General features: G+C 72.6%; 23 protein-coding genes. 6 read left to right on the top strand and 17 right to left on the bottom strand.

Annotated elements, in window-relative coordinates; all coding sequences use genetic code 11:
• Positions 1–122: 122 nt before the first annotated feature.
• From pheT to infC, 7 genes are all read right to left on the bottom strand, one after another.
• Positions 123–2,633 (bottom strand): phenylalanine--tRNA ligase subunit beta, encoded by a 2,511-nt coding sequence (pheT, locus tag ACFWFI_RS22390; RefSeq protein ID WP_387393029.1) that lies wholly within the window; start codon positions 2,631–2,633, stop codon positions 123–125.
• Positions 2,633–3,760: a phenylalanine--tRNA ligase subunit alpha gene (gene pheS, locus ACFWFI_RS22385; protein ID WP_387393026.1), complete on the bottom strand. Its 1,128-nt coding sequence runs from the start codon at positions 3,758–3,760 to the stop codon at positions 2,633–2,635. Before pheS ends, pheT begins: the two co-directional genes overlap by 1 nt.
• Before the next feature lie 114 nt (positions 3,761–3,874).
• On the bottom strand, positions 3,875–5,029 hold the full coding sequence (locus ACFWFI_RS22380) for a sensor histidine kinase (protein WP_387393023.1): 1,155 nt from the start codon (positions 5,027–5,029) through the stop codon (positions 3,875–3,877).
• Positions 5,030–5,169: 140 nt separating this feature from the next.
• Positions 5,170–6,009 (bottom strand): TrmH family RNA methyltransferase, encoded by an 840-nt coding sequence (locus ACFWFI_RS22375; protein ID WP_387393020.1) that lies wholly within the window; start codon positions 6,007–6,009, stop codon positions 5,170–5,172.
• Between the two features lie 162 nt (positions 6,010–6,171).
• A complete protein-coding gene (gene rplT, locus ACFWFI_RS22370; RefSeq protein ID WP_007457565.1) occupies positions 6,172–6,555 on the bottom strand; it encodes a 50S ribosomal protein L20 in 384 nt (127 codons plus the stop codon).
• Between the two features lie 106 nt (positions 6,556–6,661).
• The gene (rpmI, locus tag ACFWFI_RS22365) at positions 6,662–6,856 is read right to left on the bottom strand and encodes a 50S ribosomal protein L35 (protein ID WP_031097481.1); all 195 of its coding nucleotides are present in this window, start codon (positions 6,854–6,856) and stop codon (positions 6,662–6,664) included.
• Positions 6,857–6,977: 121 nt separating this feature from the next.
• A complete protein-coding gene (infC, locus tag ACFWFI_RS22360; protein WP_387393016.1) occupies positions 6,978–7,733 on the bottom strand; it encodes a translation initiation factor IF-3 in 756 nt (251 codons plus the stop codon).
• A gap of 318 nt (positions 7,734–8,051) precedes the next feature.
• Here infC and ACFWFI_RS22355 point away from each other — a divergent pair, with 318 nt between their 5' ends.
• The gene (locus ACFWFI_RS22355; protein WP_387393013.1) at positions 8,052–8,417 is read left to right on the top strand and encodes a DUF1844 domain-containing protein; all 366 of its coding nucleotides are present in this window, start codon (positions 8,052–8,054) and stop codon (positions 8,415–8,417) included.
• Between the two features lie 64 nt (positions 8,418–8,481).
• Here ACFWFI_RS22355 and ACFWFI_RS22350 read toward each other — a convergent pair whose 3' ends face one another.
• Positions 8,482–9,210, bottom strand: a complete 729-nt coding sequence (locus ACFWFI_RS22350) for an SseB family protein (RefSeq protein ID WP_387393010.1) — start codon at positions 9,208–9,210, stop codon at positions 8,482–8,484.
• 86 nt (positions 9,211–9,296) lie between these two features.
• Between ACFWFI_RS22350 and ACFWFI_RS22345 the strand changes: the two genes are divergently transcribed.
• Entirely contained in the window at positions 9,297–10,202 is a 906-nt protein-coding gene (locus tag ACFWFI_RS22345) for a serine hydrolase (protein WP_387393007.1), read from the top strand.
• A gap of 51 nt (positions 10,203–10,253) precedes the next feature.
• Here the strand turns inward: ACFWFI_RS22345 and mycP are convergent, their stop codons facing one another.
• Positions 10,254–11,498 carry a type VII secretion-associated serine protease mycosin gene (mycP, locus tag ACFWFI_RS22340; RefSeq protein WP_387393004.1) on the bottom strand — a complete coding sequence of 415 codons (1,245 nt, stop codon included), beginning with the start codon at positions 11,496–11,498 and terminating at the stop codon, positions 10,254–10,256.
• Positions 11,495–12,358 carry a hypothetical protein gene (locus ACFWFI_RS22335; RefSeq protein ID WP_387393001.1) on the bottom strand — a complete coding sequence of 288 codons (864 nt, stop codon included), beginning with the start codon at positions 12,356–12,358 and terminating at the stop codon, positions 11,495–11,497. Before ACFWFI_RS22335 ends, mycP begins: the two co-directional genes overlap by 4 nt.
• Positions 12,359–12,873: 515 nt before the next feature.
• Between ACFWFI_RS22335 and ACFWFI_RS22330 the strand changes: the two genes are divergently transcribed.
• On the top strand, positions 12,874–14,076 hold the full coding sequence (locus ACFWFI_RS22330; protein WP_387392998.1) for an amino acid deaminase/aldolase: 1,203 nt from the start codon (positions 12,874–12,876) through the stop codon (positions 14,074–14,076).
• An 8-nt stretch (positions 14,077–14,084) separates the two neighbouring features.
• Here the strand turns inward: ACFWFI_RS22330 and ACFWFI_RS22325 are convergent, their stop codons facing one another.
• The 4 genes from ACFWFI_RS22325 to ACFWFI_RS22310 are packed head-to-tail and all read right to left on the bottom strand — an operon-like array spanning position 14,085 to position 18,578.
• The gene (locus ACFWFI_RS22325) at positions 14,085–15,026 is read right to left on the bottom strand and encodes a DUF2510 domain-containing protein (RefSeq protein ID WP_387392995.1); all 942 of its coding nucleotides are present in this window, start codon (positions 15,024–15,026) and stop codon (positions 14,085–14,087) included.
• A gap of 19 nt (positions 15,027–15,045) precedes the next feature.
• Positions 15,046–15,837, bottom strand: coding sequence for a 3-oxoacyl-ACP reductase (locus tag ACFWFI_RS22320; RefSeq protein WP_387392992.1), 792 nt, complete (start codon positions 15,835–15,837; stop codon positions 15,046–15,048).
• 6 nt (positions 15,838–15,843) lie between these two features.
• A complete protein-coding gene (locus ACFWFI_RS22315) occupies positions 15,844–17,208 on the bottom strand; it encodes an aldehyde dehydrogenase family protein (RefSeq protein ID WP_387392989.1) in 1,365 nt (454 codons plus the stop codon).
• Between the two features lie 8 nt (positions 17,209–17,216).
• Positions 17,217–18,578, bottom strand: coding sequence for a glutamine synthetase family protein (locus tag ACFWFI_RS22310; RefSeq protein WP_387392986.1), 1,362 nt, complete (start codon positions 18,576–18,578; stop codon positions 17,217–17,219).
• 34 nt (positions 18,579–18,612) lie between these two features.
• On the opposite strand from ACFWFI_RS22310, the gene ACFWFI_RS22305 reads away from it, so the two are divergent.
• Both ACFWFI_RS22305 and ACFWFI_RS22300 read left to right on the top strand, forming a co-directional pair.
• Positions 18,613–19,386 (top strand): FadR/GntR family transcriptional regulator, encoded by a 774-nt coding sequence (locus tag ACFWFI_RS22305; RefSeq protein WP_387392983.1) that lies wholly within the window; start codon positions 18,613–18,615, stop codon positions 19,384–19,386.
• 112 nt (positions 19,387–19,498) lie between these two features.
• Positions 19,499–20,209 (top strand): gamma-glutamyl-gamma-aminobutyrate hydrolase family protein, encoded by a 711-nt coding sequence (locus ACFWFI_RS22300; RefSeq protein ID WP_387392980.1) that lies wholly within the window; start codon positions 19,499–19,501, stop codon positions 20,207–20,209.
• Positions 20,210–20,307: 98 nt separating this feature from the next.
• On the opposite strand, the gene ACFWFI_RS22295 is transcribed toward ACFWFI_RS22300, so the two are convergent.
• The gene (locus ACFWFI_RS22295; RefSeq protein WP_387392977.1) at positions 20,308–21,240 is read right to left on the bottom strand and encodes a LysR family transcriptional regulator; all 933 of its coding nucleotides are present in this window, start codon (positions 21,238–21,240) and stop codon (positions 20,308–20,310) included.
• Between the two features lie 70 nt (positions 21,241–21,310).
• On the opposite strand from ACFWFI_RS22295, the gene ACFWFI_RS22290 reads away from it, so the two are divergent.
• Complete coding sequence (locus ACFWFI_RS22290; RefSeq protein ID WP_387392975.1) at positions 21,311–22,465, top strand: TDT family transporter; 1,155 nt, start codon at positions 21,311–21,313, stop codon at positions 22,463–22,465.
• On the opposite strand, the gene ACFWFI_RS22285 is transcribed toward ACFWFI_RS22290, so the two are convergent.
• Together ACFWFI_RS22285 and ACFWFI_RS22280 are read right to left on the bottom strand one after the other, a co-directional pair.
• On the bottom strand, positions 22,404–23,108 hold the full coding sequence (locus ACFWFI_RS22285) for a helical backbone metal receptor (protein WP_387392972.1): 705 nt from the start codon (positions 23,106–23,108) through the stop codon (positions 22,404–22,406). The genes ACFWFI_RS22290 and ACFWFI_RS22285 overlap by 62 nt on opposite strands.
• 11 nt (positions 23,109–23,119) lie before the next feature.
• Positions 23,120–23,665: a helix-turn-helix domain-containing protein gene (locus ACFWFI_RS22280; protein ID WP_387392969.1), complete on the bottom strand. Its 546-nt coding sequence runs from the start codon at positions 23,663–23,665 to the stop codon at positions 23,120–23,122.
• Positions 23,666–23,854 lie beyond the last annotated feature (189 nt).

The raw sequence follows: 23,854 nt of genomic DNA, 5'->3' as shown, positions 1-23,854 counted from the left end.
CCGTACCCCCCGCCCCCCCCCCCCTTTCCCCGCGGGGCTGTGGGGGGGCCCCCGCGCGGCCGGGGTATAACTTTGGGGGGTTTTCGGGGGGCCGTAACCCCCCCTTCTCACCACTCGGGTGCCTACGCGCCGCGCAGCACCGCGCCTGTGCGCTCGGTGGCCAGGGCGACCGCGGTGTCACGGGCCGCGGAGGCCTCCTCCACGGTCAGCGTGCGGTCCGGGGCACGGAACCGCAGCGCGTACGCCAGGGACTTCCTGCCCTCACCGATCTGCTCGCCGGTGAAGACGTCGAACAGCCGCAGCGATTCGAGCAGACCGCCGGCGCCCTCGCGGAGCGCCTTCTCCACCGAGTCGGCGGGCACGCCCGAGTCGACGACGAGTGCGACGTCCTGGGTCGCCACCGGGAAGGTGGAGATGCGGGGCGCCTGGAGCGCGCCGTCGACGGCCTGCTCCAGGACGTCGAGCTCGACCTCCATGGCGCAGGTCCGCTCGGGCAGGTGGAGCTCCTTGACGACGCGCGGGTGCAGTTCGCCCGCGTGTCCGAAGAGGGCCTCCACGCCGTCGACCGTGACGTACAGCGCGGCGCAGCGGCCGGGGTGCCACGGAGCGTGTCGGTCTGCGCGGACCGTCACCTCGACGCCCGCCTCACGGGCGATCGTGCGCGCCGCCTCGACGGAGTCCGCCCAGTCGGACGGGCGGCCCTTGCCCCACCAGCCGGCCTGCTCACGGGCGCCCGCGAGGACGACGGCGGCACGGCGCGGCTGACGCGGCAGCGCGGCGTCCAGTCCGGCGATCTCCTCGTCGGTGGGACGGCGGTCGACGGGCAGCCGCACGGCCTTGGTCTCCTCGCCGGTCGGCCTGAAGACCAGGCCGGTCTCGAAGAGCGCCAGGTCGTGGCTGCCACGGCCGTCGTTGCGCCGCAGCGCGCCGAGCAGACCCGGCAGCAGCGTGGTGCGCAGCGCCGGCTCCTCGTCGGAGAGCGGGTTGACGAGGGTGACCGTACGGCGCCGGGCGTCGTCCTTCTCCAGGCCGAGCTGGTCGAGGACCGCGTCACCGATGAACGGGTAGCTCAGCGCCTCCACGTAACCGGCGCCCGCGAGGGCCCGGCCGATGCGGCGGTGCAGGCGCTGGCGGTCGGTGAGCCCGCGTCCGGAAGGCGGCGTCGGCAGGGTGGACGGGAGGTTCTCGTACCCCTCCAGCCGGATGACCTCTTCGGCGAGGTCGTTCGGCGCGGCGAGGTCCGGGCGCCAGGACGGCACCGTGACGATCAGCTCGTCCTGCCCGTAGACGTCGCAGCCGACCTCCTGCAGGCGGCGCACGACGGTCTCGCGGCCGTACGCGACCCCCGCCACCCGGTCGGGGTGGCTCGCGGGCATCGCGATGGTGCGGGGCGCGGACGGAGCGGTGATCTCGGTGACGCCCGCCTCGGCCGTGCCGCCCGCCAGGAGCACCAGCAGGTCGACGGTGCGCTGCGCGGCAGCGGCGGCGGCCTGCGGGTCGACCCCGCGCTCGAAGCGCTTGGACGCCTCGGAGCTGAGCTTGTGGCGGCGTGCGGTCCGGGCGATGGTGATCGCGTCGAAGTGCGCGGCCTCGATGACGACCTCGGTGGTGCCGGCCTCCTCGGCCGCGTCCGCGATCTCCGTGTCGGCACCACCCATGACGCCCGCGAGGCCGATCGGCCCGCGGTCGTCGGTGATGACCAGGTCCTGGGCGTCCAGGACCCGCTTGGCGCCGTCGAGCGTGGTGAGCTTCTCGCCCTGCTGGGCGCGGCGCACCCCGATCGTCCCCGCGACACGGGTGCGGTCGTAGGCGTGCAGCGGCTGGCCGAGCTCCAGCATCACGTAATTGGTGATGTCGACGGCCAGCGAGACCGTGCGCATCCCGGCCTTCTGCAGCCTGCGCTGCATCCAGATCGGGGAGCGCGCCTCGGGCTGCAGGCCGGTGACCGTACGCGCGGTGAAGTTGCTGCATCCGATCGGGTCGGACACCTTCACCGGGTAGCCGTGCGCGTTGGGCGGGGGCACGTCCAGGAGCGCCGGGTCGCGCAGCGGCAGCCCGTACGCGATGGCGGTCTCACGGGCGACCCCGCGCATCGAGAGGCAGTAGCCCCGGTCCGGCGTGACGGCGATGTCGAGGACCTCGTCGACGAGCTCCAGGAGCTCGATCGCGTCGGTGCCGGGCTCGTACTCGGGCGGCAGCACGATGATGCCGTGCGTGCCGTCGTCGCCCATGCCCAGCTCGTCGGTGGAGCAGATCATGCCGTGCGAGGTCTTGCCGTACGTCTTGCGCGCGGCGATCGCGAAGTCACCGGGCAGCACGGCGCCCGGCAGGACCACGACGACCTTGTCGCCGACGGAGAAGTTCCGGGCGCCGCAGACGATCTCCTGCGGTTCACCGGTGCCGTTGGCGGTGCCGACGTCGACGGTGCAGAAGCGGATGGGCTTCTTGAAGCCCTCCAGCTCCTCGATGGTCAGGACCTGTCCGACGGCCAGGGGGCCCTTGAGCCCGGCGCCGGTCTGCTCGACGGTCTCGACCTCGAGGCCGACGGAGACGAGCTTGGCCTGTACGTCACGGCCGGTCTCCGTCGCCGGCAGGTCGACGTATTCCCGCAGCCAGGAAAGCGGGACGCGCATCAGATCTCCATCCCGAACGGCCGGGTGAACCGGACGTCACCCTCGACCATGTCTCGCATGTCCTCTACGTTGTGGCGGAACATCAGCATCCGCTCGATGCCGAACCCGAAGGCGAATCCGCTGTACTTCTCGGGGTCCACACCGCAGGCGACGAGCACCTTCGGGTTGACCATGCCGCAGCCGCCGAGCTCGATCCAGCCCTCGCTGCCGCAGGTGCGGCAGGGGCGGTCCGGGTTGCCGACGGACTCGCCGCGGCAGACGTAGCAGACCATGTCCATCTCGGCGGACGGCTCGGTGAACGGGAAGAAGTTCGGCCGCAGCCGGGTCTTCATGTCCGGGCCGAAGAGCGCCTGGACCATGTGGTCGAGGGTGCCCTTGAGGTCGGCCATGGTGAGGCCCTCGTCGACCGCGAGCAGCTCGATCTGGTGGAAGACCGGGGTGTGCGTGGCGTCGAGCTCGTCGGTGCGGTAGACCCGGCCGGGGCAGACCACGTAGACGGGGGGCTTACGGCTGAGCAGCGAACGGGCCTGGACCGGCGAGGTGTGCGTACGCAGCACGACACCGGACTCGTCGCTCCTGGCACCGTCGGCGCCCTGCACGAAGAAGGTGTCCTGCATCTGCCGCGCCGGGTGGTCGGGCACGAAGTTCAGGGCGTCGAAGTTGAACCACTCCGCCTCGACCTCGGGCCCTTCGGCGATCTCGTAGCCCATGGCGACGAAGACGTCGGCGACGCGCTCCATGATGGTCGTCAGGGGGTGGCGCGCACCGGCCGGGATGCGGTCGTAGGGCAGGGTGACGTCCACCGCCTCCTCGACCAGCACCCGGGCGTCACGCTCGGCCTCCAGTTCTGTCTGGCGGGCGGCCAGCGCCTTGGAGACGGCGCCGCGGGCCTGGCCCACGCGCTTGCCCGCCTCGGCCTTGGCCTGGGGCGGCAGGGCGCCGATCTCGCGGTTGGCGAGCGACAGGGGTGAGGTACCACCGGTGTGCGCGGTCTTCGCCTGGGCGAGCGCGTCGAGGTCGCCCGCGGCGGCGAAGGCGGCGAACGCCTCGTCCCGCATGCGCTCGATCTCTTCCGGTTTCAGTGCCTCGACCTCGACTGGGTCGTACGACTTGTTCGGTGCCGACATCTCTTCCCGTGCTTCCGATTGGCTGGTGGCGACCCTGGTTCGACGACTGAGGACGCAAAGGTGCCAAAAGTCGAGTCTACGGGCCGCCGGGGGGCGGAGAAGCCCGTGGGCCGCTCAGGCCAGGTAGGCCGGCGCGCTCACGGGCAGGATAAATCGGAATTCGGCGCCGCCGCCGGGCGCGCGGTCCACCGTGATGGTGCCGCCGTGGGCCTCGACGATGCCCTTGACGATGTAGAGGCCCAGGCCGGTCCCGCCGCGCTTGCTCCCCCGCCAGAAGCGGGTGAAGACGCGGCCCATCGACTCCTCGGGGATGCCGGGACCTTCGTCGCTCACGGTGACTGCCGTTCCGCTCTCGTCGCTCTTGCCCGGTGCGGGCGCAGGGGCGATGTCGATGGTGACAGTTCCCTCGCCGTGCCGCACCGCGTTTTCGAGGAGGTTGCCGAGCACCTGGTCGACCTTGTCCGGATCGGCCCAGAGCGCGGGCAGCGGCTGCCGGGTGTGCACGAGGAAGCGGTCGGGTGCCTGGCCGTTCGCGGTGAGCGCCTGGACGTGGCGTTCGACGGCCGCGGAGATGTCCACGGGCTGGCGGCGCAGCTCGAGCCGGCCGGAGTCGATGCGGGAGATGTCGAGCAGCTCGGCGATGAGCCGGGTGACACGGTTGGCGTCGGCGTCGACGGTCTCCAGCATCAGCCGCTTCTGGTCGTCGGTGAACCGCTCCCACTTGGCCAGCAGCGTGGCGGTGAAGCCCTTGACGGAGGTCAGGGGGGAGCGCAGCTCGTGGGCGACGGTGGCGATCAGCTCGGCGTGGCTCAGCTCGGTGCGCCGGCGTGCCTCGGTGCCGCGCAACGAGACGACGAGCCTCCGGACCGGCCCGGTCGGGGCCTCCCGTACGTACCGGGCGGAGACCAGGACCTCTCGGCCGCCGGGGAGCAGAAGATTCCGCTCGGGCTGGCCGACTCGCGTGGCGAGCCCGCCGTAGGGGTCGGTCAGCTCCCACCAGCGGCGTCCCTTGAGGTCCTCGAGGGGCAGTGCCTGGTCCAGGGAGTGGCCGAGGGCGTCGGCCACGGGTGTGGCGGTGATCCGGGACGCGGCCCTGTTGAAGCAGACGACCTTGCCGTTCTCGTCGGCGACGACGAGTCCGTCGGGAAGATCGTCCGGGTCGATGTCCGCCGCGGGGTCCCCGAGGGCCCGGCTTCCGCCGTCCCCGTCGGAGAGGGCGCGCACGGCGGCCGTGTGTGTCGCTCGCGGCCCGCTCATGCCGACAGCCATCTTCCCGTACCCCACCTCTCGAACCGGTGTAGTGGGCCCCCGAGTTCGTCACCCTACTAGGCGTCAGCGGCCGGGCGACACCCTCCGGGTGGGCGCCGGCGGGGTGTGGCCCGTATCGATCGGTGAGGGGCCGGCGGGGATCAGCCCGCGTGCCGGGGGCGCTGGGCCCGCGCGGAGGCGTAGAGGCACACGGCGGCGGCGGTGGCGAGGTTGAGGCTCTCGGCCCTGCCGTGGATCGGGACCCGGACCACGGCGTCGGCCAGGGCGCGCGTCTCCTCCGGCAGGCCCCACGCCTCGTTGCCGAACACCCAGGCGGTGGGCCCGCCCATGGTGCCCGCGTCGAGTTCGTCGTCGAGGTCGTCCTCGCCGGCACCGTCGGCCGCCAGGATGCGCACACCGGCGTCCCGGAGCCCCTGCACGGCCTGCTCCACGGGCACGCCGACGGCCACCGGCAGATGGAAGAGCGAGCCCACGGAGGCCCGGACCGACTTGGGGTTGTAGAGGTCCACGGAGGCGTCGGTGAGCACGACCGCGTCCGCACCGGCGGCGTCCGCGCAGCGCAGCACGGTGCCCGCGTTGCCGGGGTCGCGTACGTGGGCGAGGACGGCGACCAGGGTGGGCTTCGCCGCGAGGATGTCCTCGAAGGGCGAGTCCAGGAAGCGGCAGACGCCGATCAGGCCCTGGGGGGTGACGGTCTGCGAGACGTCGGCGAGCACGTCGCCGTCCGCGAGGTGCACGCGGGCCCCGGCGGCACGGGCCGCGTCGATGATGTCGGCGTACCGGTCGGCCGCCTCGACGGTGGCGAAGAGCTCGGTCAGTGTGGGCTCGCCGTCGCCGCCCCGGTGCGCGGCGGCCTCCCGCACGGCCTGCGGCCCCTCGGCGATGAACCTGCGCTCCTTGCCGCGGAAATTGCGCCTGGCCAGTCGGCGTGCGGCGGCGATTCGCGGCGATCGTGCGGAGATCAGTTCGGGGGTGCCCATGGTCGGCGGCGAGCCTCTCTGCGTAAGTCAGCTTCTCTGCGTACGTTTCTCCGCGTACGGCTGACTACGTACGCGACACGTGGTGCAACGCACCGGACCCGCAGACGGCACGCGCCTGCGGGTCCGGCTCAAAACGCTGGAACGACGGAAGTGCTGCCTGGATCAGGCGGCCTTCGGGGCGTTGACGTCGCTCGGGAGGGCCTTCTGGGCGACCTCGACGAGGGCGGCGAACGCGTTGGCGTCGTTGACCGCGAGCTCGGCCAGGATCTTGCGGTCCACCTCGATGTTGGCGGCCTTCAGACCCTGGATGAGGCGGTTGTACGTCATGCCGTTCTGGCGGGCAGCCGCGTTGATGCGCTGGATCCAGAGCTGACGGAAGTCGCCCTTGCGCTTCTTGCGGTCGTTGTAGTTGTAGACCAGGGAGTGGGTGACCTGCTCCTTGGCCTTGCGGTACAGGCGCGAACGCTGACCGCGGTAACCCTTGGCGGCCTCGAGGATCGCCCGGCGCTTCTTGTGGGCGTTTACTGCCCGCTTGACGCGTGCCACTTTTGACTCCTTACAGCGGGGCCGCGGTTGGACTCACACGGCCCGGAAACGAATTGGTCCCGGTCGGATCGAGGTCGCGCCTCCGGGTTCACCGGAGGCCGCGTCCTCACTTGCCGAGAAGCTTCTTGACCTTCTTGACGTCGGCCGGAGCCACGACGACCGTGCCGGTCAGCGAGCGGGTCTTCTTGGACGACTTGTGCTCGAGCAGGTGGCGCTTGCCGGCCTTCTCACGGAGCACCTTGCCGGAGCCGGTGATCTTGAAGCGCTTGCTGGCACCGCTGTGCGTCTTGTTCTTCGGCATCGCGCCGTTCTCTCCTCGTCAGTGGCGCCCCTCTCGGTGCGGGGCACCGGACTGCAGGGGCGTCAGATCTTTGGGTGGTTCCCGAGGGACCCGGGGGCGCCTGGATGGCAGCCCCCAGAGGTCACGCCTCGGAAGGTGTCTCTGAAGGTGTCTCTGAAGGTGTCTCGACCGGAGCCTCGGCAGCTGCGGCAGGGGCCTCAGCGACTTCACCCTCGGACTCGGCGTCGTGGGCGTAACCCTGACGCTCCGCCTTACGGGCGGCCTGAGCCTCGCGGGCCTCGGCCATGGCTTCGGTCTTCTTCTTGTGCGGGCCCAGAACCATGATCATGTTCCGGCCGTCCTGCTTCGGGTTGGACTCGATGAAGCCGAGGTCCTCGACATCCGAAGCGAGACGCTGGAGCAGTCGGAAGCCCAGCTCGGGGCGGGACTGCTCACGACCACGGAACATGATCGTGATCTTGACCTTGTCCCCCTGCTTGAGGAACCGGACGACGTGACCCTTCTTGGTGTCATAGTCGTGCGGGTCGATCTTCGGCCGGAGCTTCATTTCCTTGATGACCGTGTGCGCCTGGTTCTTGCGCGCCTCACGGGCCTTCATGGCCGACTCGTACTTGAACTTCCCGTAGTCCATGAGCTTGCACACGGGGGGACGGGCTGTCGCCGCCACCTCGACCAGGTCGAGGTCGTACTCCTGTGCGAGCTCCAGGGCCTTGGCAAGCGGAACAATCCCGACCTGCTCGCCGCTGGGACCGACAAGTCGCACCTCGGGAACGCGAATCCGGTCGTTGATGCGGGGCTCGGCGCTGATGGATCCTCCTCGGTAGCACCACGCGACCGCCTGGCGGACAGCCGCGTAACGTCTGTTTCGTGAGACCAACCGAGCCGGGAAAGGAAAAATGCCCCGGACGGGACACAGGCGGGGCTCCTGGAAATACCGGAACACCGCCGCGGTCAACCGCGGGGCGCATCGAGCAGCTCCATCGTCCGTACGGAACGATGGTCGCTACCTGACCGGTGACCTGCCATCCGCGAGGACGGTCAGGTGGGAGATCGGAGCCTCCACTTGTGGGCCGAGCACATAGGTGTCCGGCCGGTCGTTACACAAGGTTAGCAGCTCGCCGGGGGTACGGCGAACCCTCTGTCCTGACGGCTCCCGCAGGAGGAGCCGTGCCGACGTGGCCTTATCGTGTGGGGCATGAGCGACGCGACCACTCCCAGCACCGAGAACCCCGGCTTCGACGACATGGCCCGCGACATCGCGGAGGTTCCAGCGGTCGAGGTGATCGTGACCGTCGCCGTCAATCTGATGAGCGCGGCAGCCGTGAAGCTCGGCCTGACCGAGGAGGGCGAGCAGCACAAGGACCTCGACGAGGCCCGCAAGCTGGTCCAGGCACTGGCCGGGCTCCTCGACGCCAGCACGACCGAGATCAGCACCTTCCACGCCTCGCCGCTGCGCGACGGCCTGAAGTCCCTCCAGCTGGCCTTCCGTGAGGCCTCGCTCGTCCCGGACGAGCCCGGCCAGGGCCCGGGCGAGAAGTACACCGGCCCCGTCTACGGCTGATCCTCACGCCGCGACCACGGCCTGACGAGCCCGCCGCCTGTGACAGGTGGCGGGCTCGTGTGCGTCAGCGGCTGAACAGGGGGGCGCCGGGGGCCTCGGCATCGGCCGGCAGCAGTGCCAGGTCGATCCCGCGCACCAGCCGGGCGCGCAGCACCTCGCTGGCCGAGAGCGCGTCGGCGACCCGGCGCGCGGCGTCGGCGACCACGGCGTCCGGGGTGAGGACCAGGGCGAGGGTGCCGTCGGCCCGGCCGGGACCGAGGTGGGCACGCAGCACCGCGGGCTCGGCCGCGACTGCTTCCCGCACCGCCGCGACGACGGCGGGGTCGTCGAGCGGGTCCGCGCTGGCACGGTTCTCGGCCAGGGCCAGCAGCGCCGGGCCGGTCAGCTCGAAGGCGACGGGCCCCGCAAGGTCGAGCACCACCGTGTCCGCCTTCTCGTGCGCGGCGGCCTGCAGCGCCTGGTGCAGGGGTACGGCGACGGGGCGCGCCTGCGGGTCCCAGCGGGCCAGCGCGGCGGTGGAGGTGAAAGCGGGCAGGGCGCGCCGGTCACCCGCCTGCAGGGTCGGCACGGCCATGTCGCTGGTCTTCTCGCGGCGCAGCCCGTTCTCGTCCTCCTCGACCTCGCCCAGCACGGCGACGACCGGGACGAGCAGCCGGGCGCCGCGGAGCGCCGCCAGGACCGGGCCGACTGCCGTACGGTCCTCGGCCCAGGCCGCGAGGGCTGCTGTCAGTTCGGGCGAGGCAGTGCCGTCGTCGTCGGAGAAACCGGGGTCCGGGATGTTCTTGAGGGCCACACGACGAGCGTAGTGGGTCGGTTCTCTCACCTGGGCGACAGGTCGGGCACAGGCTGCTGCCAGCTGCGCTGCCTAGCGTCCGGGCCATGCCCCGTCACAGAACGCGCAGGCCCGTGCTGTCCGGCCTCGTGACCGCCGCCGTCGTGCTGCTGGCAGGTTCCGCCGCGGGAGGTGCCTATCTGGTGGGTCGCTCGCCGGATGACGCGCACGCCGCCGTGGCCGCCGTATCGTCCGCGTCGAGCCCGCCGGCCGCGGCGGGGCGGAGCGAGGAGCCCGAGGTGGATCTCGACGCGGAGCTGGCCGACGCGCTGGCGCCCCTGGCGGACGGCGCCGATGTGTCGGTGGCCGTGCTGGACACGGAGAGCGGCGCGGGTGCCGCGTACGGGGACGAGGTGTACGACTCCGCCAGCATCGTCAAGGTCGACATCCTGGCGGCCCTGCTGCTCCGGGCCCAGGACGAGGGCCGGGAGCTGAACGGCGCCGAGCAGGCGTACGCGGAGGCCATGATCCGGCGCAGCGACAACACCTCGGCCACCGAGCTGCTCAAGGTGATCGGTGGGGAGGAGGGGCTCGACGAGGCCAACGAGCGGCTGGGGCTGACCGGAACGAAGGCCGCCCACGCGTGGGGGCTGACCCAGACCACGGCCGCCGACCAGGTGCGGCTGCTGGAGGCGGTGTCCGGGACTGATTCGGAGCTGTCGGCGGCCTCTCGCGCCTACATGACGGAGCTGATGGGCCAGGTCGAGGCGGACCAGCAGTGGGGGGTGTCCGCTGCGGGCACCGACGCGGTGCTGAAGAACGGCTGGATGCCCCGGACGACCACGGGGCTGTGGGACATCAACAGCATCGGGCGGGTGGAGAGCGGCGGACACACCGTGCTGGTGGCGGTGCTGTCGCGCGGGCACGCGACGAAGGAGGCGGGCATCGCTCTCGTGGAGTCCGTCGCGAAGGCGGCGGTGGGCGTGACCGGTGCGGTGACCGCATCGGGCTGAGGCCCGCGCGGTCGCGGAAGCGGCCGGCGCTGTGGAAGCCGGCCGGTTCGCTCAGCGGTAGGGGCCCGTGGGGAAAGGGTTGTACCCGGGCGCGGCGGCGTTCCTGCCACCGGCCCTGCCGCCGCCCGTGTTCCTGCCCCGCCACAGCACCACGGCCAGGGCGAGGAATGCGGCTCCGAGGCCTCCCGCCGAGGGGGCCAGCCAGCCGGCCGGGTCCCCGTCATCCCCTTGGGAGGCGGGGCCGGACCCGAAGTACTGCTCGCTGTAGCCGGCCTCGGCGGCACGCGCGCTCAGATCGTCCGGGCGCAGCTTCGCCCCTGCCTCTATCGCGGCTGCGGGGTCGACCAGGCCGTAGCCCCTCGCGTCGTCGCGGCCGCCCGAGGGGGCGTTGCCGGCGGTGTCCGTGAGCAGGGTCTTGATCTGCGCGGGCGAGAGACCCGGGTGCGCGGAGCGCACGAGGGCCACCGCCCCGGAGACGAAGGCCGACGCGGCTGAGGTGCCCCACTCGATGTAGTAGTGCTGGTCGGGGTTGGCGACGACGATGTCGACACCGGGCGCGCTGACGGTGGCGTACCAGCGGCGGGTGGAGAACGCGGCGTGCGTGCCGTACTTGTCGACGGCCGCGACGGCGATCACACCGGGGTAGGCGGCGGGGTAGGAGGCCCGGTCGCCCTTCTCCCCGCTGTTGCCCGCGGAGGCGACGACGGCGACGCCCTTGCCGAGGGCGTACTGCACGGCGGCGTCCTCTCCGGGTTCCGGGTGCGCCGACTCGCTGTCGTCACCGAGGGAGAGGTTGATGACGTCGGCGCCGTGGTCGGCCGCCCAGCGGATGCCGTCGGCGAGCGCGGTTCCGCGCGACTCGCGGGCCTTGGTGCGCGACGGGTCGCCGGACTCGAGGATCACCCGCACGGGCAGGATCTTCGCCTCCGGGGCGACGCCGAGCACGCCGTCGCCCCGCCCGGGGCCGTTGCCGCGGCCGGCGATGATGCCGGCCATCGCGGTGCCGTGCAGGGCCCATGAGCGGTCTCCTCGTCCGGCACCGAAGCCGATGAGGTCCTTGCCGGGGAGCACCTGGCCGGCAAGGTCGGGGTGGTCGTCGTCGACCCCGGTGTCCAGGACCGCGACCGTGATGCCCTTGCCCTTCGTGGTCTGCCAGGCCGTGTCGGTGTGGAGGGCCTCGAGGCCCCACTGCTGGTCACGGATGGCGTCGGCGTGGGCGGGCACGGCGGGCAGCAGCGCGAAGGCGGTGGCCGTCGCCACGGCGGCGAGCGCCCGGAGCCGGCGGGGACGGGTCATTCCGGCTTCTCCGTGAGGTCGGTGACGGTCCGGCGCAGGGTGCGCTCCACCCGGTCGGCGACGCCCTTCGCCTCGTGGCCGAGTCCCGCCTGGGCGGGGGCCGTCGCGGCACCGGCCGCCATGGCGTCGGCGGCGGGCTGTGGTTCGGCGACCGTACGGCCGTCGGCGAAGCCGGAGACGGCGAACACGACGACGGGCACCTCGGTCAGGACGTGCACCGTCCAGCTGGCGCGCTGTTCTTCGCCGAAGCCGGCGGCGACGGTGCCCTTGACCGGGTAGGTGCGCGGCATCAGGTCCGGCCGGGCGGCGAGGTTCTGGGTGGTGAACCGGGTGCTGAGGGCGCTCATCGTCTCGGCGTCGCCCTCGGTGAAGACCATGCCGACGGTGGTGACGCTGCTGCGTGTGGCGTCGGTGTAGGTGGCGCGCACCAGGCGTTCGCAGCCGACCGGACGGAGTGTCTTGATCAGCAGGGGGTCCAGACCCGCCGCGCAGCCGCTGTCGCTCGCGACGGCGACCCTGGTCCAGACCCGGTCGGTTGCTCCCGGGCCCGCGCCGTCGCCCTTGAGGGTGCGCGGGAAGAGGGTGTCGACGGGCGCGCTGTGCCAGACGGAGCGGCCCACGGTGAACGCGCTGTCGTCGCCGGGCTCGGCCGCGGAGTCGCCGGTGAGCCAGCTGCCGGTGACCGCGCCGCCGATGAGTCCGAGGCCGAGCACGGCACAGACCGCGGCCGCCGCGGTTCTGGCGGGCTTCCGGGCTTTGACGGGGCGCAGCCGGGTGGTGGTCTCGGCGGGCGTCTCGGCGTACGCGTAGTACGCGCCGGGCGGGGCCGGGGTGGCACCGGGGCGCGGGGTGATGTCCACCGCGCCGACGGGCCTGCGCCTGGTGGCGGAAGGCGGTGGCGGCGGGCCGGGGTGAACGGGCGGCGGGCCGGGGTGGACGGGCGGCGGGCCGGGGTGAACGGGTGGCGGGCCGGGGTGGGCGGGCGGCGCGGGGGGTACGGGGCGGAGCCGGGTGGTCGTCTCGACCGGTGGTTCGGGCTCGGCACGCGGACCGGGCGGCGCGGGCTCCGGACGCGGGTGTGGAGGCGCGGGCTCCGGACGCGGGACCGGAGGTACGGGGCCGCTTCCGGGTATGGGCGGCGGGGTGGCCGGTCGGGGCGGCACTGGAGCGCGCTGCGCTTCGGTACTCATCCGTCCCCCTGGTCCACGTCCCCGCACCGCCCACGGGCCGCCGTTGCGCACGGGCCCGTCGGTCGATCGTGTGACGGTCACTCTACGGGGTGGACGGCACCCCGTGGGAACGGGAAGGAGGCTGCGGGACGATCTGCACCGAACGTCCCCTACCCAGTGGTACGGCCGTCTGGCAAGCTGCGGCCATGACTGTCCGCGCCGCTGACCGGAGCCGTTACAACCGGGCCACAGCACATCTCGACGCGCCGGTGGCCGTCGTCGACCTCGAGGCATTCGACGCCAACGCCGACGACCTGGTGCGCCGGGCGGGCGGGAAGCCCATCCGGGTGGCGAGCAAGTCGGTGCGCTGCCGTGCCCTGCTGGAGCGGGTGCTCGCGCGTCCGGGCTTCGCCGGGATCATGTCGTTCACCCTCGCGGAGTCACTGTGGCTGGCCCGCGCCGGATTCGACGACGTACTGCTGGCCTATCCGTCGGCCGACCGGTCCGCGTACGCCGAACTGGCGGCCGATCCCAAGCTCGCCGCGGCGGTGACGGTGATGGTGGACGATCACGCGCAGCTGGAGCTCATCGACGCGGCGCGGGCCGGGGGCACCGAGGAGATCCGGGTCTGCCTGGAGCTGGACACCTCGCTGCGGTTGTTCGGCGGCCGGGTCAGGATCGGCGCGCTGCGCTCGCCGCTCCGCTCCCCCGCCCAACTGGCCGAGCTGGCACGCTCGGTGGAGCGCAGGCCGGGCTTCCGGCTGGTGGGGCTGATGGCGTACGAGGGCCATGTCGCCGGTGTGGGCGACTCGGTGGCCGGCCGGCCGCTCCGGTCGCGCGCGGTCCGGCTGATGCAGGCGGCGGCCCGCAGGGAGCTGGCGGCCCGGCGCGCGGAGGTCGTGCGGGCGGTCCGCGCGGTGGCACCCGGCCTGGAGTTCGTGAACGGGGGCGGCACCGGCAGCGTGCAGCACACCGCGGCCGAGCCCGCGGTGACCGAGATAGCGGCGGGCTCCGGGCTCTACGTACCGAGGCTGTTCGACAACTACACCTCGTTCACGGGCCGTCCGGCGGCACTGTTCGCCCAGCCCGTGGTGCGGCGGCCGGGTGTGGGCGTGGTGACGGTGCTCGGCGGGGGCTATCCGGCGTCCGGGGCGGCGGGGGCGGACCGGCTGCCGGTGCCGTATCTGCCCGAGGGGCTGCGCTACGACCCGCAGGAGGGCCCGGGCGAGGTCCAGACACCACTGATCGGCGCCGCGGCTGACGATCTGCTGATCGGCGACAAGGTGTGGTTCCGGCACGCCAAGGCCGGCGAGCTGTGCGAACGCTTCGACGAACTGCGGCTGATCGAGGGTGAGCGGATCACCGCCACCGTGCCGACGTACCGCGGTGAGGGCCGCACCTTCCTGTAGAACGCCGCTCAGGGAGCCACGGTGCTGCCCACGCCGCCGCCGGTGGCGTCGCCGATCGGGCGGATGCCCCGGGTGATGGTGTCCATGAGGGGGAGCGGCAGCTCGTCCCGGCCGGCGTCGAACGCGAAGCGCACGATGACCGGCGTCTCGCTGCCCACCGCGGAGGGGAAGACGAGCGACTGCACGTATCCGCCGGGGCCCTTGCCGGTGGTGACCTGCCGGCGCACCAGGTATCCGGTGCGTCCCGCCACGGTCACGGACTTCGACGCCAGTTCCTTCTGGGACCTGATGCCCCCGTGGATGAGGTCGCCGACGGTGTCCTTCCCGTAGGCGCGGTCGGCCGCCGTCCCGATGTCCTCCTCGGCCAGCGCCTTCATGTCCGTGAGGTCGGTGCCGCTCACCGTCCGGACGGTGACCGTGCCGTGGTAGCAGAAGCTCCCCGAGTCGCCGGGGCAGGTGTAGGAGCCGACCGTACGCATCGTGGAGGCGTCGTCGAGGGTGTTCTCCGGCTTCTCCCAGCCGTCGGGGACCGGGAGCGTGACCCCGTTGAGCTGGTCGACCAGCAGTGCGGGATCGGAATCGGGGCCCTGGGCGGGCGACGGGGTGGCCGCGCTTGCGCTGTCCGTCGAGGTGGGCGTCGGCGCGCTGCTGCTGGACGCGGACCTCGGCTGCGTACCGCCGCCGTCCTGACCCAGCACCAGGAACCCGGTGACGGCGGCGGCGGCGACCGCCAGGCCCGCCACCGTCAGGGCGGCGATCCGGCCGGCTCGTCCGCCACCGCCCGGCGTGACGTCTCCTGTCCCGTGCGGCGCGGACCGCGGCCGGAGCCCCACGGGCGGGGGCACGGCGGTCGGGCGGGTGTACCCGGTCCAGGCCGTGCCGTCCCACCAGCGCTCGGTGCCGGGCACGTTCACGTCCGGGTACCAGCCGGGCGGCGTCGCGTAGCTCATGTCACCACCCTAGGGAGCGTCAGTCGAGCGGGGTCACGTACGCACCCGAGATTCCGCCGTCGACGAGGAAGTCGGTGGCGTTGACGAACGAGGAGTCGTCGCTCGCCAGGAAGGCGACCGCGGCCGCGATCTCCGTCGCCTCGGCGAACCGGCCGACAGGGATGTGCACGAGCCTGCGGGCGGCACGCTCCGGGTCCTTGGCGAACAGCTCCTGGAGCAGGGGGGTGTTGACCGGCCCGGGGCACAGGGCGTTGACCCGGATCCCCTCGCGGGCGAACTGCACCCCGAGTTCGCGGGACAGGGCCAGGACACCGCCCTTGGAGGCGGTGTACGAGATCTGGGAGGTCGCGGCGCCCATCCGGGCCACGAAGGACGCGGTGTTGATGATCGAGCCGCGGCCCTGGCGCCGCATGTAGGGGATGGCGGCCTTGCAGCAGAGGTAGACGGAGGTGAGGTTGACGTCCTGGACGCGCTTCCATGCCTCCAGACCGGTCTTGAGGATGGAGTCGTCGTCGGGCGGTGAGATACCGGCGTTGTTGAAGGCGATGTCGACGGAGCCGTACGTGTCGTCCGCCGCCGCGAAGAGGGCTTCGACCTGGTCGGGGTCGGTGACGTCGACGGGTACGAAGGTGCCTCCCGCCTCCTTGGCGGCGGCCTTGCCCGCGGTCTCGTCGATGTCGCCGCAGACGACATGGGCCCCTTCCGATGCCAGCCGGCGTGCGGTGGCGAGGCCGATGCCGCTGCCCGCGCCGGTGATGACGGCGGTGCGGCCGGTCAGACGGCGGCAGATGTTCCCGGAGTCGGTGGTCATGTGTTCTCAGGCCTCCGTGCCGATGAAGACGTTCTTGGTTTCGGTGAAGGCCGCGAGGGCGTCGGGCCCCAGTTCACGGCCGAGCCCGGACTGTTTGTACCCGCCGAAGGGGGTCCAGTAGCGGACGGCGGAGTGGGAGTTGACGGAGAGGTTCCCGGCCCGGACCGCCCGGGAGACCCGCAGGGCGCGCCCCACGTCGCGGGTCCAGACCGAGCCGGCCAGGCCGTGGTCGGTGGCGTCGGCCAGCCGGACGGCGTCGTCCTCGTCCTCGAAGGGCAGGACGACGGCGACGGGGCCGAAGACCTCCTCGGTGGCGACGGGGGCGTCGGGGGCGATCCCGGTGAGGACGGTCGGAGGGAACCAGAAGCCGGGGCCGGTGGGCGCGCTGCCCCGGATGCCGTCCGCGTCGTCCGGGACGAATCCGCGGACGCGCTCCAGCTGGGTCAGGGAGATCAGCGGGCCCATCTGCGTCTTCTCGTCCGACGGGTCCCCGACGACGACGGAGGCGACGGCCGGGACGAGGAGTTCCAGGAAGCGGTCGTACACGGACCGCTGGACCAGGACGCGGGTGCGGGCGCAGCAGTCCTGGCCGGCGTTGTCCAGGAATGACATGGGGGCGGAGGCAGCGGCGGCCTCGATGTCGGCGTCGGCGAAGACGATGTTGGGGCTCTTGCCGCCGAGTTCGAGGGTCAGGCGCTTCACCCGGTCCGCGCACCTGGCCATGATCTGTTTGCCGACGCGGGTCGAACCGGTGAAGACGATCTTGGCCACGCCCGGGTGTCGGACCAGGGCGTCGCCCGTCACATCCCCGGCGCCGGGCAGCACCTGGAAGAGGTGTTCGGGGAGTCCCGCGTCGAGAGCGAGCCGGGCCAGGTACTGGGCGGTGAGCGGGGTGGTCTCGGCCGGTTTGAGGAGGACGGCGTTGCCGGCGGCCAGGGCTGGGGCGGCGCCCCAGGCGGCGATCGGCATGGGGAAGTTCCACGGGGCGATCACTCCGACCACGCCCAGCGGTTCGAGGAACGTGAGATCGATCCCGCCCGGTACGGGGATCTGGCGCCCCGTCAGGCGTTCCACTCCCCCGGCCGCGTAGTCCAGCAGGTCCCGGACGTTCGCCGCCTCCCAGCGGGCGTTGCCCAGGGTGTGTCCCGCTTCGGTGACCTCCAGCCGGGCCAGCCGTTCGACGTGTTCGTCGACGAGGACGGCGAAGCGGCGCAGCAGCCTGGCCCGGTCGGCGGGAGCCAGGGCCGCCCAGGTGCTCTGGGCGGCCGCGGCGCGGGTGACGGCGGCGTTGACCTCGGCGACGGTGGTGGCGGGGACGGTGGCGACGAGCTCTTCGGTCGCCGGGTTCAGGACACGGTGTTCGTGGATCACGGGGCTCCTCACAGGCGTTCGAAGGAGCGGCGGAGCTCCCAGTCGGTCACCGCTGCGTCGAAGGCCTCCAGTTCGACGCGCGCCATGTTGCGGTAGTGCGCGACGACGTCGTCGCCGAAGGCCTCCCGGGCCACCTCGCTGCTCTCCCAGAGGGCGGCGGCTTCGCGGAGCGTGGTGGGGACCTGGTCGTATCCGGCGGTGTAGGCGTTGCCCTCGCAGGCGTCGGGCAGTTCCAGCTCGTTCTCGATGCCGTGCAGACCGGCGGCGACGAGGCCGGCGACCGCGAGATACGGGTTCACGTCGCCGCCGGGCAGCCTGTTCTCGAAGCGCATCGAGCGGCCGTGTCCGACGACGCGCAGGGCGCAGGTGCGGTTGTCGTGGCCCCAGGCGACTGCGGTCGGGGCGAAGGAGCCGGGCTGGAAACGCTTGTAGGAGTTGATGTTCGGCGCGTACAGCAGGGAGAAGTCGCGCAGGGCTGCGAGCTGGCCGGCGAGGAAGCGCCGCATCACCGGGGACATCGTGCCGCCCTCGCCCGCCATGACGCTGTGCCCTTCGGCGTCCTGGAGCGAGAGGTGGATGTGGCAGGAGTTGCCCTCGCGCTCGTTGAACTTGGCCATGAAGGTGAGCGCGACGCCCTCCTGGGCGGCGATCTCCTTGGAGCCGGTCTTGTAGACGGCGTGCTGGTCGCAGGTGACGAGCGCCTCGTCGTAGCGGAAGACGATCTCGTGCTGGCCGGGGTTGCACTCGCCCTTGGCGGACTCCACGGTGAGCCCGGCGGCCGCCATCTCGTTACGGATGCGGCGCAGCAGCGGTTCGATGCGGCCGGTGCCGAGGACCGAGTAGTCGACGTTGTACTGGTTGGCCGGGGTGAGACCACGGTAGTTGCGGTCCCACGCCTGCTCGTAGGTGTCCTTGAAGACGATGAATTCAAGCTCCGTGCCGACGTGGGCGGTCAGCCCGTGCGCGGCGAGCCGCTCCAGCTGCCGCCGGAGGATCTGGCGGGGCGCGGCGACGACCGGCGACCCGTCGTCCCAGGCGAGATCGGCCATGACCAGGGCCGTGCCTTCGTGCCAGGGGATCCTGCGCAGGGTCGTGAGGTCGGGGCGCATCGCGAAGTCGCCGTAGCCGTTGGACCAGGAGGACATGGCGAATCCGTCGACGGTGTTCATGTCCGTGTCGACGGCGAGCAGGTAGTTGCAGCCCTCCGTTCCGTGCTCCAGCACCTCTTCGAGGAAGAAGGACGCCGCGAACCGTTTGCCCTGCAGCCTGCCCTGCATGTCCGGGAAGGCGAGGACCACTGTGTCGATCTCACCGCGCTCCACGAGCACGCGCAGCTCGTCGGTCCCCAGCGGGGGTGTTCGGTCTGCCACGGGATACTCCTCGTTCGGTCAGCCGGTCTAAGGTATGGGAGAAAACCATTGGGGGGAAGGGAATCGGGACGTGGCGGAAGAGACCGGAGAACCCGGGTCCTCGGACCGGCTGCTGCCCGCGCTGCGGCCGGTCCGTGCGGGCAACGGCTTCGAGGAGGCGCTGGAGCAGATCCTCCAGGTGGTCCGGCTCGGCCTGGTGCCCGGCGGCGGGCGACTGCCGGCCGAGCGCGAGCTGGCCGGGCTCCTCGGCATCAGCCGCGTCACCCTGCGCGAGGTGCTGAAGGTGCTCCAGGACCAGGGCCTGATCGAGGCCAGACGAGGCAGGTACGGCGGAACGTTCGTGCTCCCCCGCACCGGCCCGGCCGACGGTGACGAGCTGCGCCGCCGGGTGGCGGACGTCGACATCGAGGATGTCCTGCTGTTCCGCGAGGTCCTGGAGTCGGGGGCTGCCGGTCTCTGCGCGTCGCGCGGCCTCGACGACGAGGGGGCGGACCGGCTGCGTAAGGCTCTGGCGGCGACACACGAGGCACCTCTGCCCGACTACCGCAGGATCGACACCCTTTTCCATCTGACGCTCGCCGAGCTCTCCGGCTCCCCCTCCCTCGCGGCCCGGTACGCGGCCGTGCGGGCGAGCGTCAACGACCTCCTGGACTGCATACCCCTGCTGGTACGGAACCTCGAACATTCGCAGCATCAGCACACTGTCCTCGTCCGAGCGGTGCTCGACGGCGACGAGGCGGGGGCGGTGACGGTGATGCGCGAGCACTGCGCGGGGACGGCCGCTCTGCTCCGCGGGTTCCTGGCTTGATCCAGCCCTTCCGGATCACTGCTCTTGCGCGGCGGCCCGGTACGAACAAAGGTATGAGGCAACACCATTGCACCGGGCCGGTCCGCAGACCGGCCGCCGGAGGGACCGCACCATGCACGAACCGCTCATCGGCGTCACGACCTATCTGGAGCCGGCGGCTCGCTGGGGCGTCTGGGAACTCCCGGCGGCGGTGCTCCCCTCCGCCTACCCTCAGCTGGTCCAGCGGTCCGGCGGACTGGCCGCGCTGCTGCCGCCTGACGACTCGGCGAAGGCGGCATCCGTCGTGGCACGGGTGGACGGTCTCGTGATCGCGGGCGGCGCCGACGTCGATCCCGGACTGTACGGCGCGGAGCGCGACTTCAGGACAGGTCCGCCCGCGCACGAGCGGGACACCTGGGAGGTGGCCCTGCTCCGCGCGGCGAGGGCGGCCGGCACCCCGGTGCTCGGGATCTGCCGCGGTATGCAGCTCCTCAACGTGGCGCTGGGCGGCACGCTGACCCAGCATCTGGACGGCCACGCGGGCCCGTTCGGGAAGACCGGGGTCCTCGGCGAGCACACTGTGGCGCCGGTTCCGGGGACCCTGTACGCCTCTCTCGTGCCCGAGGAGGCGTCCGTACCCACCTACCACCACCAGGCAGTGGACCGGCTCGCGCCAGGGCTGGTGGCTTCCGCGCACGCCGCGGACGGCACCGTGGAGGCGATCGAGCTGCCCGGCGCCTGGGTGCTCGGGGTCCAGTGGCACCCGGAGATGGGCGACGACCTCCGCATCATGCGGGCCTTGGTGGCGGCGGCCCGGCACGGGGCGGCCGTGCCGTCGGTCTGAGACGGGCGGTCGGGCGGGGCGCCCGCCCGACGGCCGGGGCCGCGCGGCTCACGGGCGGGCGAGGCTCGACAGCCTCGAAGGGCGCTCACCTCGCGCCGTCAGGACCCCGCCTCACCGGCGGTCAAGGAGAGCAGGTCGCGGGCAGGTCCCGTGGGCCGGTGTCCGGCGGGCCAGACCGCGCGCAGCTGACGGCGCAGCCTGACGCCCGCGACGGGGACCTTGACCAGGCGCCGCGCGGAGAGCTCCTCCCCCAGCGCCAGTTCGCTCAGCACACAGGGCCCGGCGCCGCTCTCCGCGGCCCCTTTCACCGCCGTGGTCGAGGAGAGTTCGAGCAGGGGGCGCGCCAGTCCACCGTGCACGGCGAGCGCGGCGTCCAGGACCTGCCGGGTCCCGGAGCCGCGCTCCCGCAGGATCAGGGGCGCCTCGGCGAGTTCCGCCGGGGTCAGCCGGTCCCGGCGCGCCCATGGGTGGGAGGGGGCGACCACGACGACGAGCCGGTCGTGCGCGATGACGGTGCCGTCGAGCCCCTCCGGTATCGAGAGTCCCTCGACGAAGCCCAGATCCGCCTCACCGGACAGCAGCCGCAGGGCGACCGCCGCCGAGTTGCCGGCGAGCAGGGAGACGGCGGTGCCGGGGCGCTCGGCCCGCAGCGCGATCAGCCAGCCCGGCAGCAGGTACTCCGCGATGGTCATGCTCGCCGCTACCCGCAGCCGGGAGTCTCGCCGGTCCCGCAGCGCCTGGGCTCCCGCGTCGAACGCCTCGGCCGCCTCCACGACCCTGCGCGCCCAGTCGGTGACGAGGGCGCCCGCGTCCGTCAGCCGGGATCCGCGCGGCGAACGGTCCAGGAGCGCGACGCCGAGCTGCCGCTCCATCGACCGGATGCGGCCGGAGGCGGCGGGCTGGCTGATGCCTACGTCCCGTGCCGCCCTGCCCAGGCTCCCGTGCCGCGCGACGGCCAGAAGCAGCACCATGGCTCCCAGGTCGGGGACCCGGTGGGACAGGGAGGAGGGCGGGGGCACAGGGCTGGACATAACTCCAGCCTATGACCTCATAGCCCCGTGCTCCCTGGTGGGCTGCGGTCCGCCCACCGAGAATCGTGGCATGGCCATCTTTCCGCAGACCAAGACCGGGACTTCCGCCTCCCGTCCCGTCGCCCTCCGGCTCCCGTCCCTGCGGCACTTCGGCCCCAACTGGTACGCGACGGTCATGGGCACCGCCGTCGTCGCGGTCGCGGGCACCGCGCTGCCCGTGGGCGTGCCGGGTCTGCGGACCGGCTGCGTCGTGGTGTGGGCCCTGTCCGCGGTGCTGCTGGCCGTCGTGCTGACGGCGCGTGCCGGGCACTGGATCCTGCACCGGGACCAGGCCCGCGCCCACCTCCTGGATCCAGCCGTCGCCCCGTTCCACGGCTGCATGTCCATGGCGCTGCTCGCCGTCGGCGCGGGCACCCTGGTGGCCGGCCAGGACGTCATCGGGCATCCGGCCGCGGTCGCCGTGGACACGCTGCTGTTCACGGCGGGCACGGTCGCCGGTCTCGCCGCCGCCGTGGCGATCCCGTACCTCATGGTCGTACGCCACCGTCCCGCCCCGGGCACCGCGTCGCCGGTCTGGCTGCTGCCGCTGGTGGCCCCGATGGTCTCTGCCGCGGTCGGCCCGCTGCTGGTGCCCGAGCTGGAGCCCGGCCAGGGGCGCGAGGCGCTACTGCTCGCCTGTTACGCCATGTTCGGGCTGTCCCTGCTGGCGACCCTGGTGGTCGTCCCGCTGGTCTTCGCGCGGCTGGTCCACCAGGGTCCTCTGCCTCTCGCGCTGACCCCGACGATGTTCCTGGTGCTCGGGCCGCTGGGCCAGTCCACGACCGCCGTCAACCAGCTGGCCGATGTGGCGCCGGGCGCGATCGCGGCGCCGTACGCCTCGGCCTTCGGCGCGTTCGCCGTGCTGTACGGGGTGCCGGTGATGGGGTTCGCCCTGCTGTGGCTGGCCCTGTCCGCCGCGTTGGTGGTGCGCGCGGTGCGGAGGGGCATGAGGTTCACGATGACGTGGTGGGGGTTCACCTTCCCGGTCGGTACGTGTGTCACGGGCGCGGCGGGGCTGGCCCGGCACACCGGGCTGGACGCGTTCACCTGGCTGGCCGTGGCGCTCTACGCGCTGTTGGTGACCGCCTGGGCGGTCGCAGGCGTACGGACGCTGGGCGGCCTGTTCAGCGGAACGCTGCTCGCAGCGCCCCGGCCGCTTCGGCCAGCGACGGTCCGTACCACGTGAGGTGGCGCCCGTCGACGAGTACGGCGGGCAGTCCGGGGAAGGCCTCGGGCCCGTCGGTGGCGGTGAAGCGGTACGGCTCGTCGGGCAGCACGACCAGCTCGGCGCCGGACGCGTTCAGCTCGGCCAGGGGGACGCGGGGGTAGCGGTCGCCGTGGCCGGCGTACACGTTTCGCACCCCGAGCCGGGCCAGCAGGTCCCCGGCGAAGGTGTCGCGGCCCAGCACCATCCAGGGCCTGCGCCAGACGGGCACGACCGCCGGGCGCGCGGCGGGGGCGGGCGGCAGCGCCGCCCAGGCCGCCCGGGCCTCCTCCAGCCAGCGCGGCCGGGGCAGCCCGCACGCGGTGAGGACCCGTTCCAGTTCGGCGAATGCCTGGTCGAGGGTACGGACCTCGGTGACCAGGACGTTCAGCCCGGCGTCCCGCAGAGCGGCCAGGTCCGCTTCCCGGTTCTCCTCCTCGTTGGCGATGACGAGGTCCGGGCGCAGGGACACGACGGCGGCCGTGTCGGGGTTCTTCGTGCCGCCGATCCGGGCGGCCGTCAGCCCCGCGGGGTGGGTGCACCAGTCGGTGACACCGACGAGCAGACCGGGGGCGGTGACGGCGACGGCCTCGGTGAGCGACGGGACGAGCGAGACGACACGCACGGCACTCCCCGTCAGCGGCGCGAGTCGTACGTCGCGTCGATGTGCTCGGCGACCGAGACGACCAGCAGCCGGGTGCCCGGTACGGTCGCCCGCCACCGGTGCCGGACCCCACCGGACAGGAAGAGGGTGTCGCCCCGGCCCAGCCGGTGGGCCTGCCCCTCGGCCTCGACCTCGACGGCGCCCTCCACGACGTACATCACCTCGTCGTTGCGGTGCTGGAACTCCCGCCCGAGGTCCTGCTCGCCGATGAACTCCAGCGCGCTGAGCTGGTGGCGTCCGCGCACCAGCCGGCGTACGCCGTCGCCGTCGTCCGCCCGTACGACGTCCACGGCGCGTGCCGAGTCCGCCGCGGCCCGCAGCCGCTCGGTCGTGGTCTCCAGCGCCTCCGCCACCCGGTCCAGGGACCGGGGGCTGGGTCTGGCCCGTTCGTTCTCGATCTGGCTGAGAAACGGTACGGACAGTCCACTGCGCCCGGCCACCGCGGCCAGGGTGAGTCCGAGGGTCCTGCGGCGTCGGCGAACCGCGGCACCCACTCGAAGGGCTTCCTTGTCGTCCATGTCCGGCTCCCTCCCCGGTTCGCCATCCTCCCGGTTGCCAGCACCCTACGCATGTCGTTTGCGCGATGGAGGGGAAGCCGGTGGACGAGGACGGACGGGAAAACCTTCGGGGACTCCCTCCGACCAGCCTGAAGGGGACGGCTCCGGTTCGCTACCGGGGCCGTCCCCTTCACCGTGACGGGTACGTCC

It is taken from the genome of Streptomyces sp. NPDC060209 (assembly GCF_042728155.1).
Classification (GTDB): Bacteria; Actinomycetota; Actinomycetes; order Streptomycetales; family Streptomycetaceae; genus Streptomyces.
This window is presented reverse-complemented; position numbering and strand designations above follow the sequence as displayed.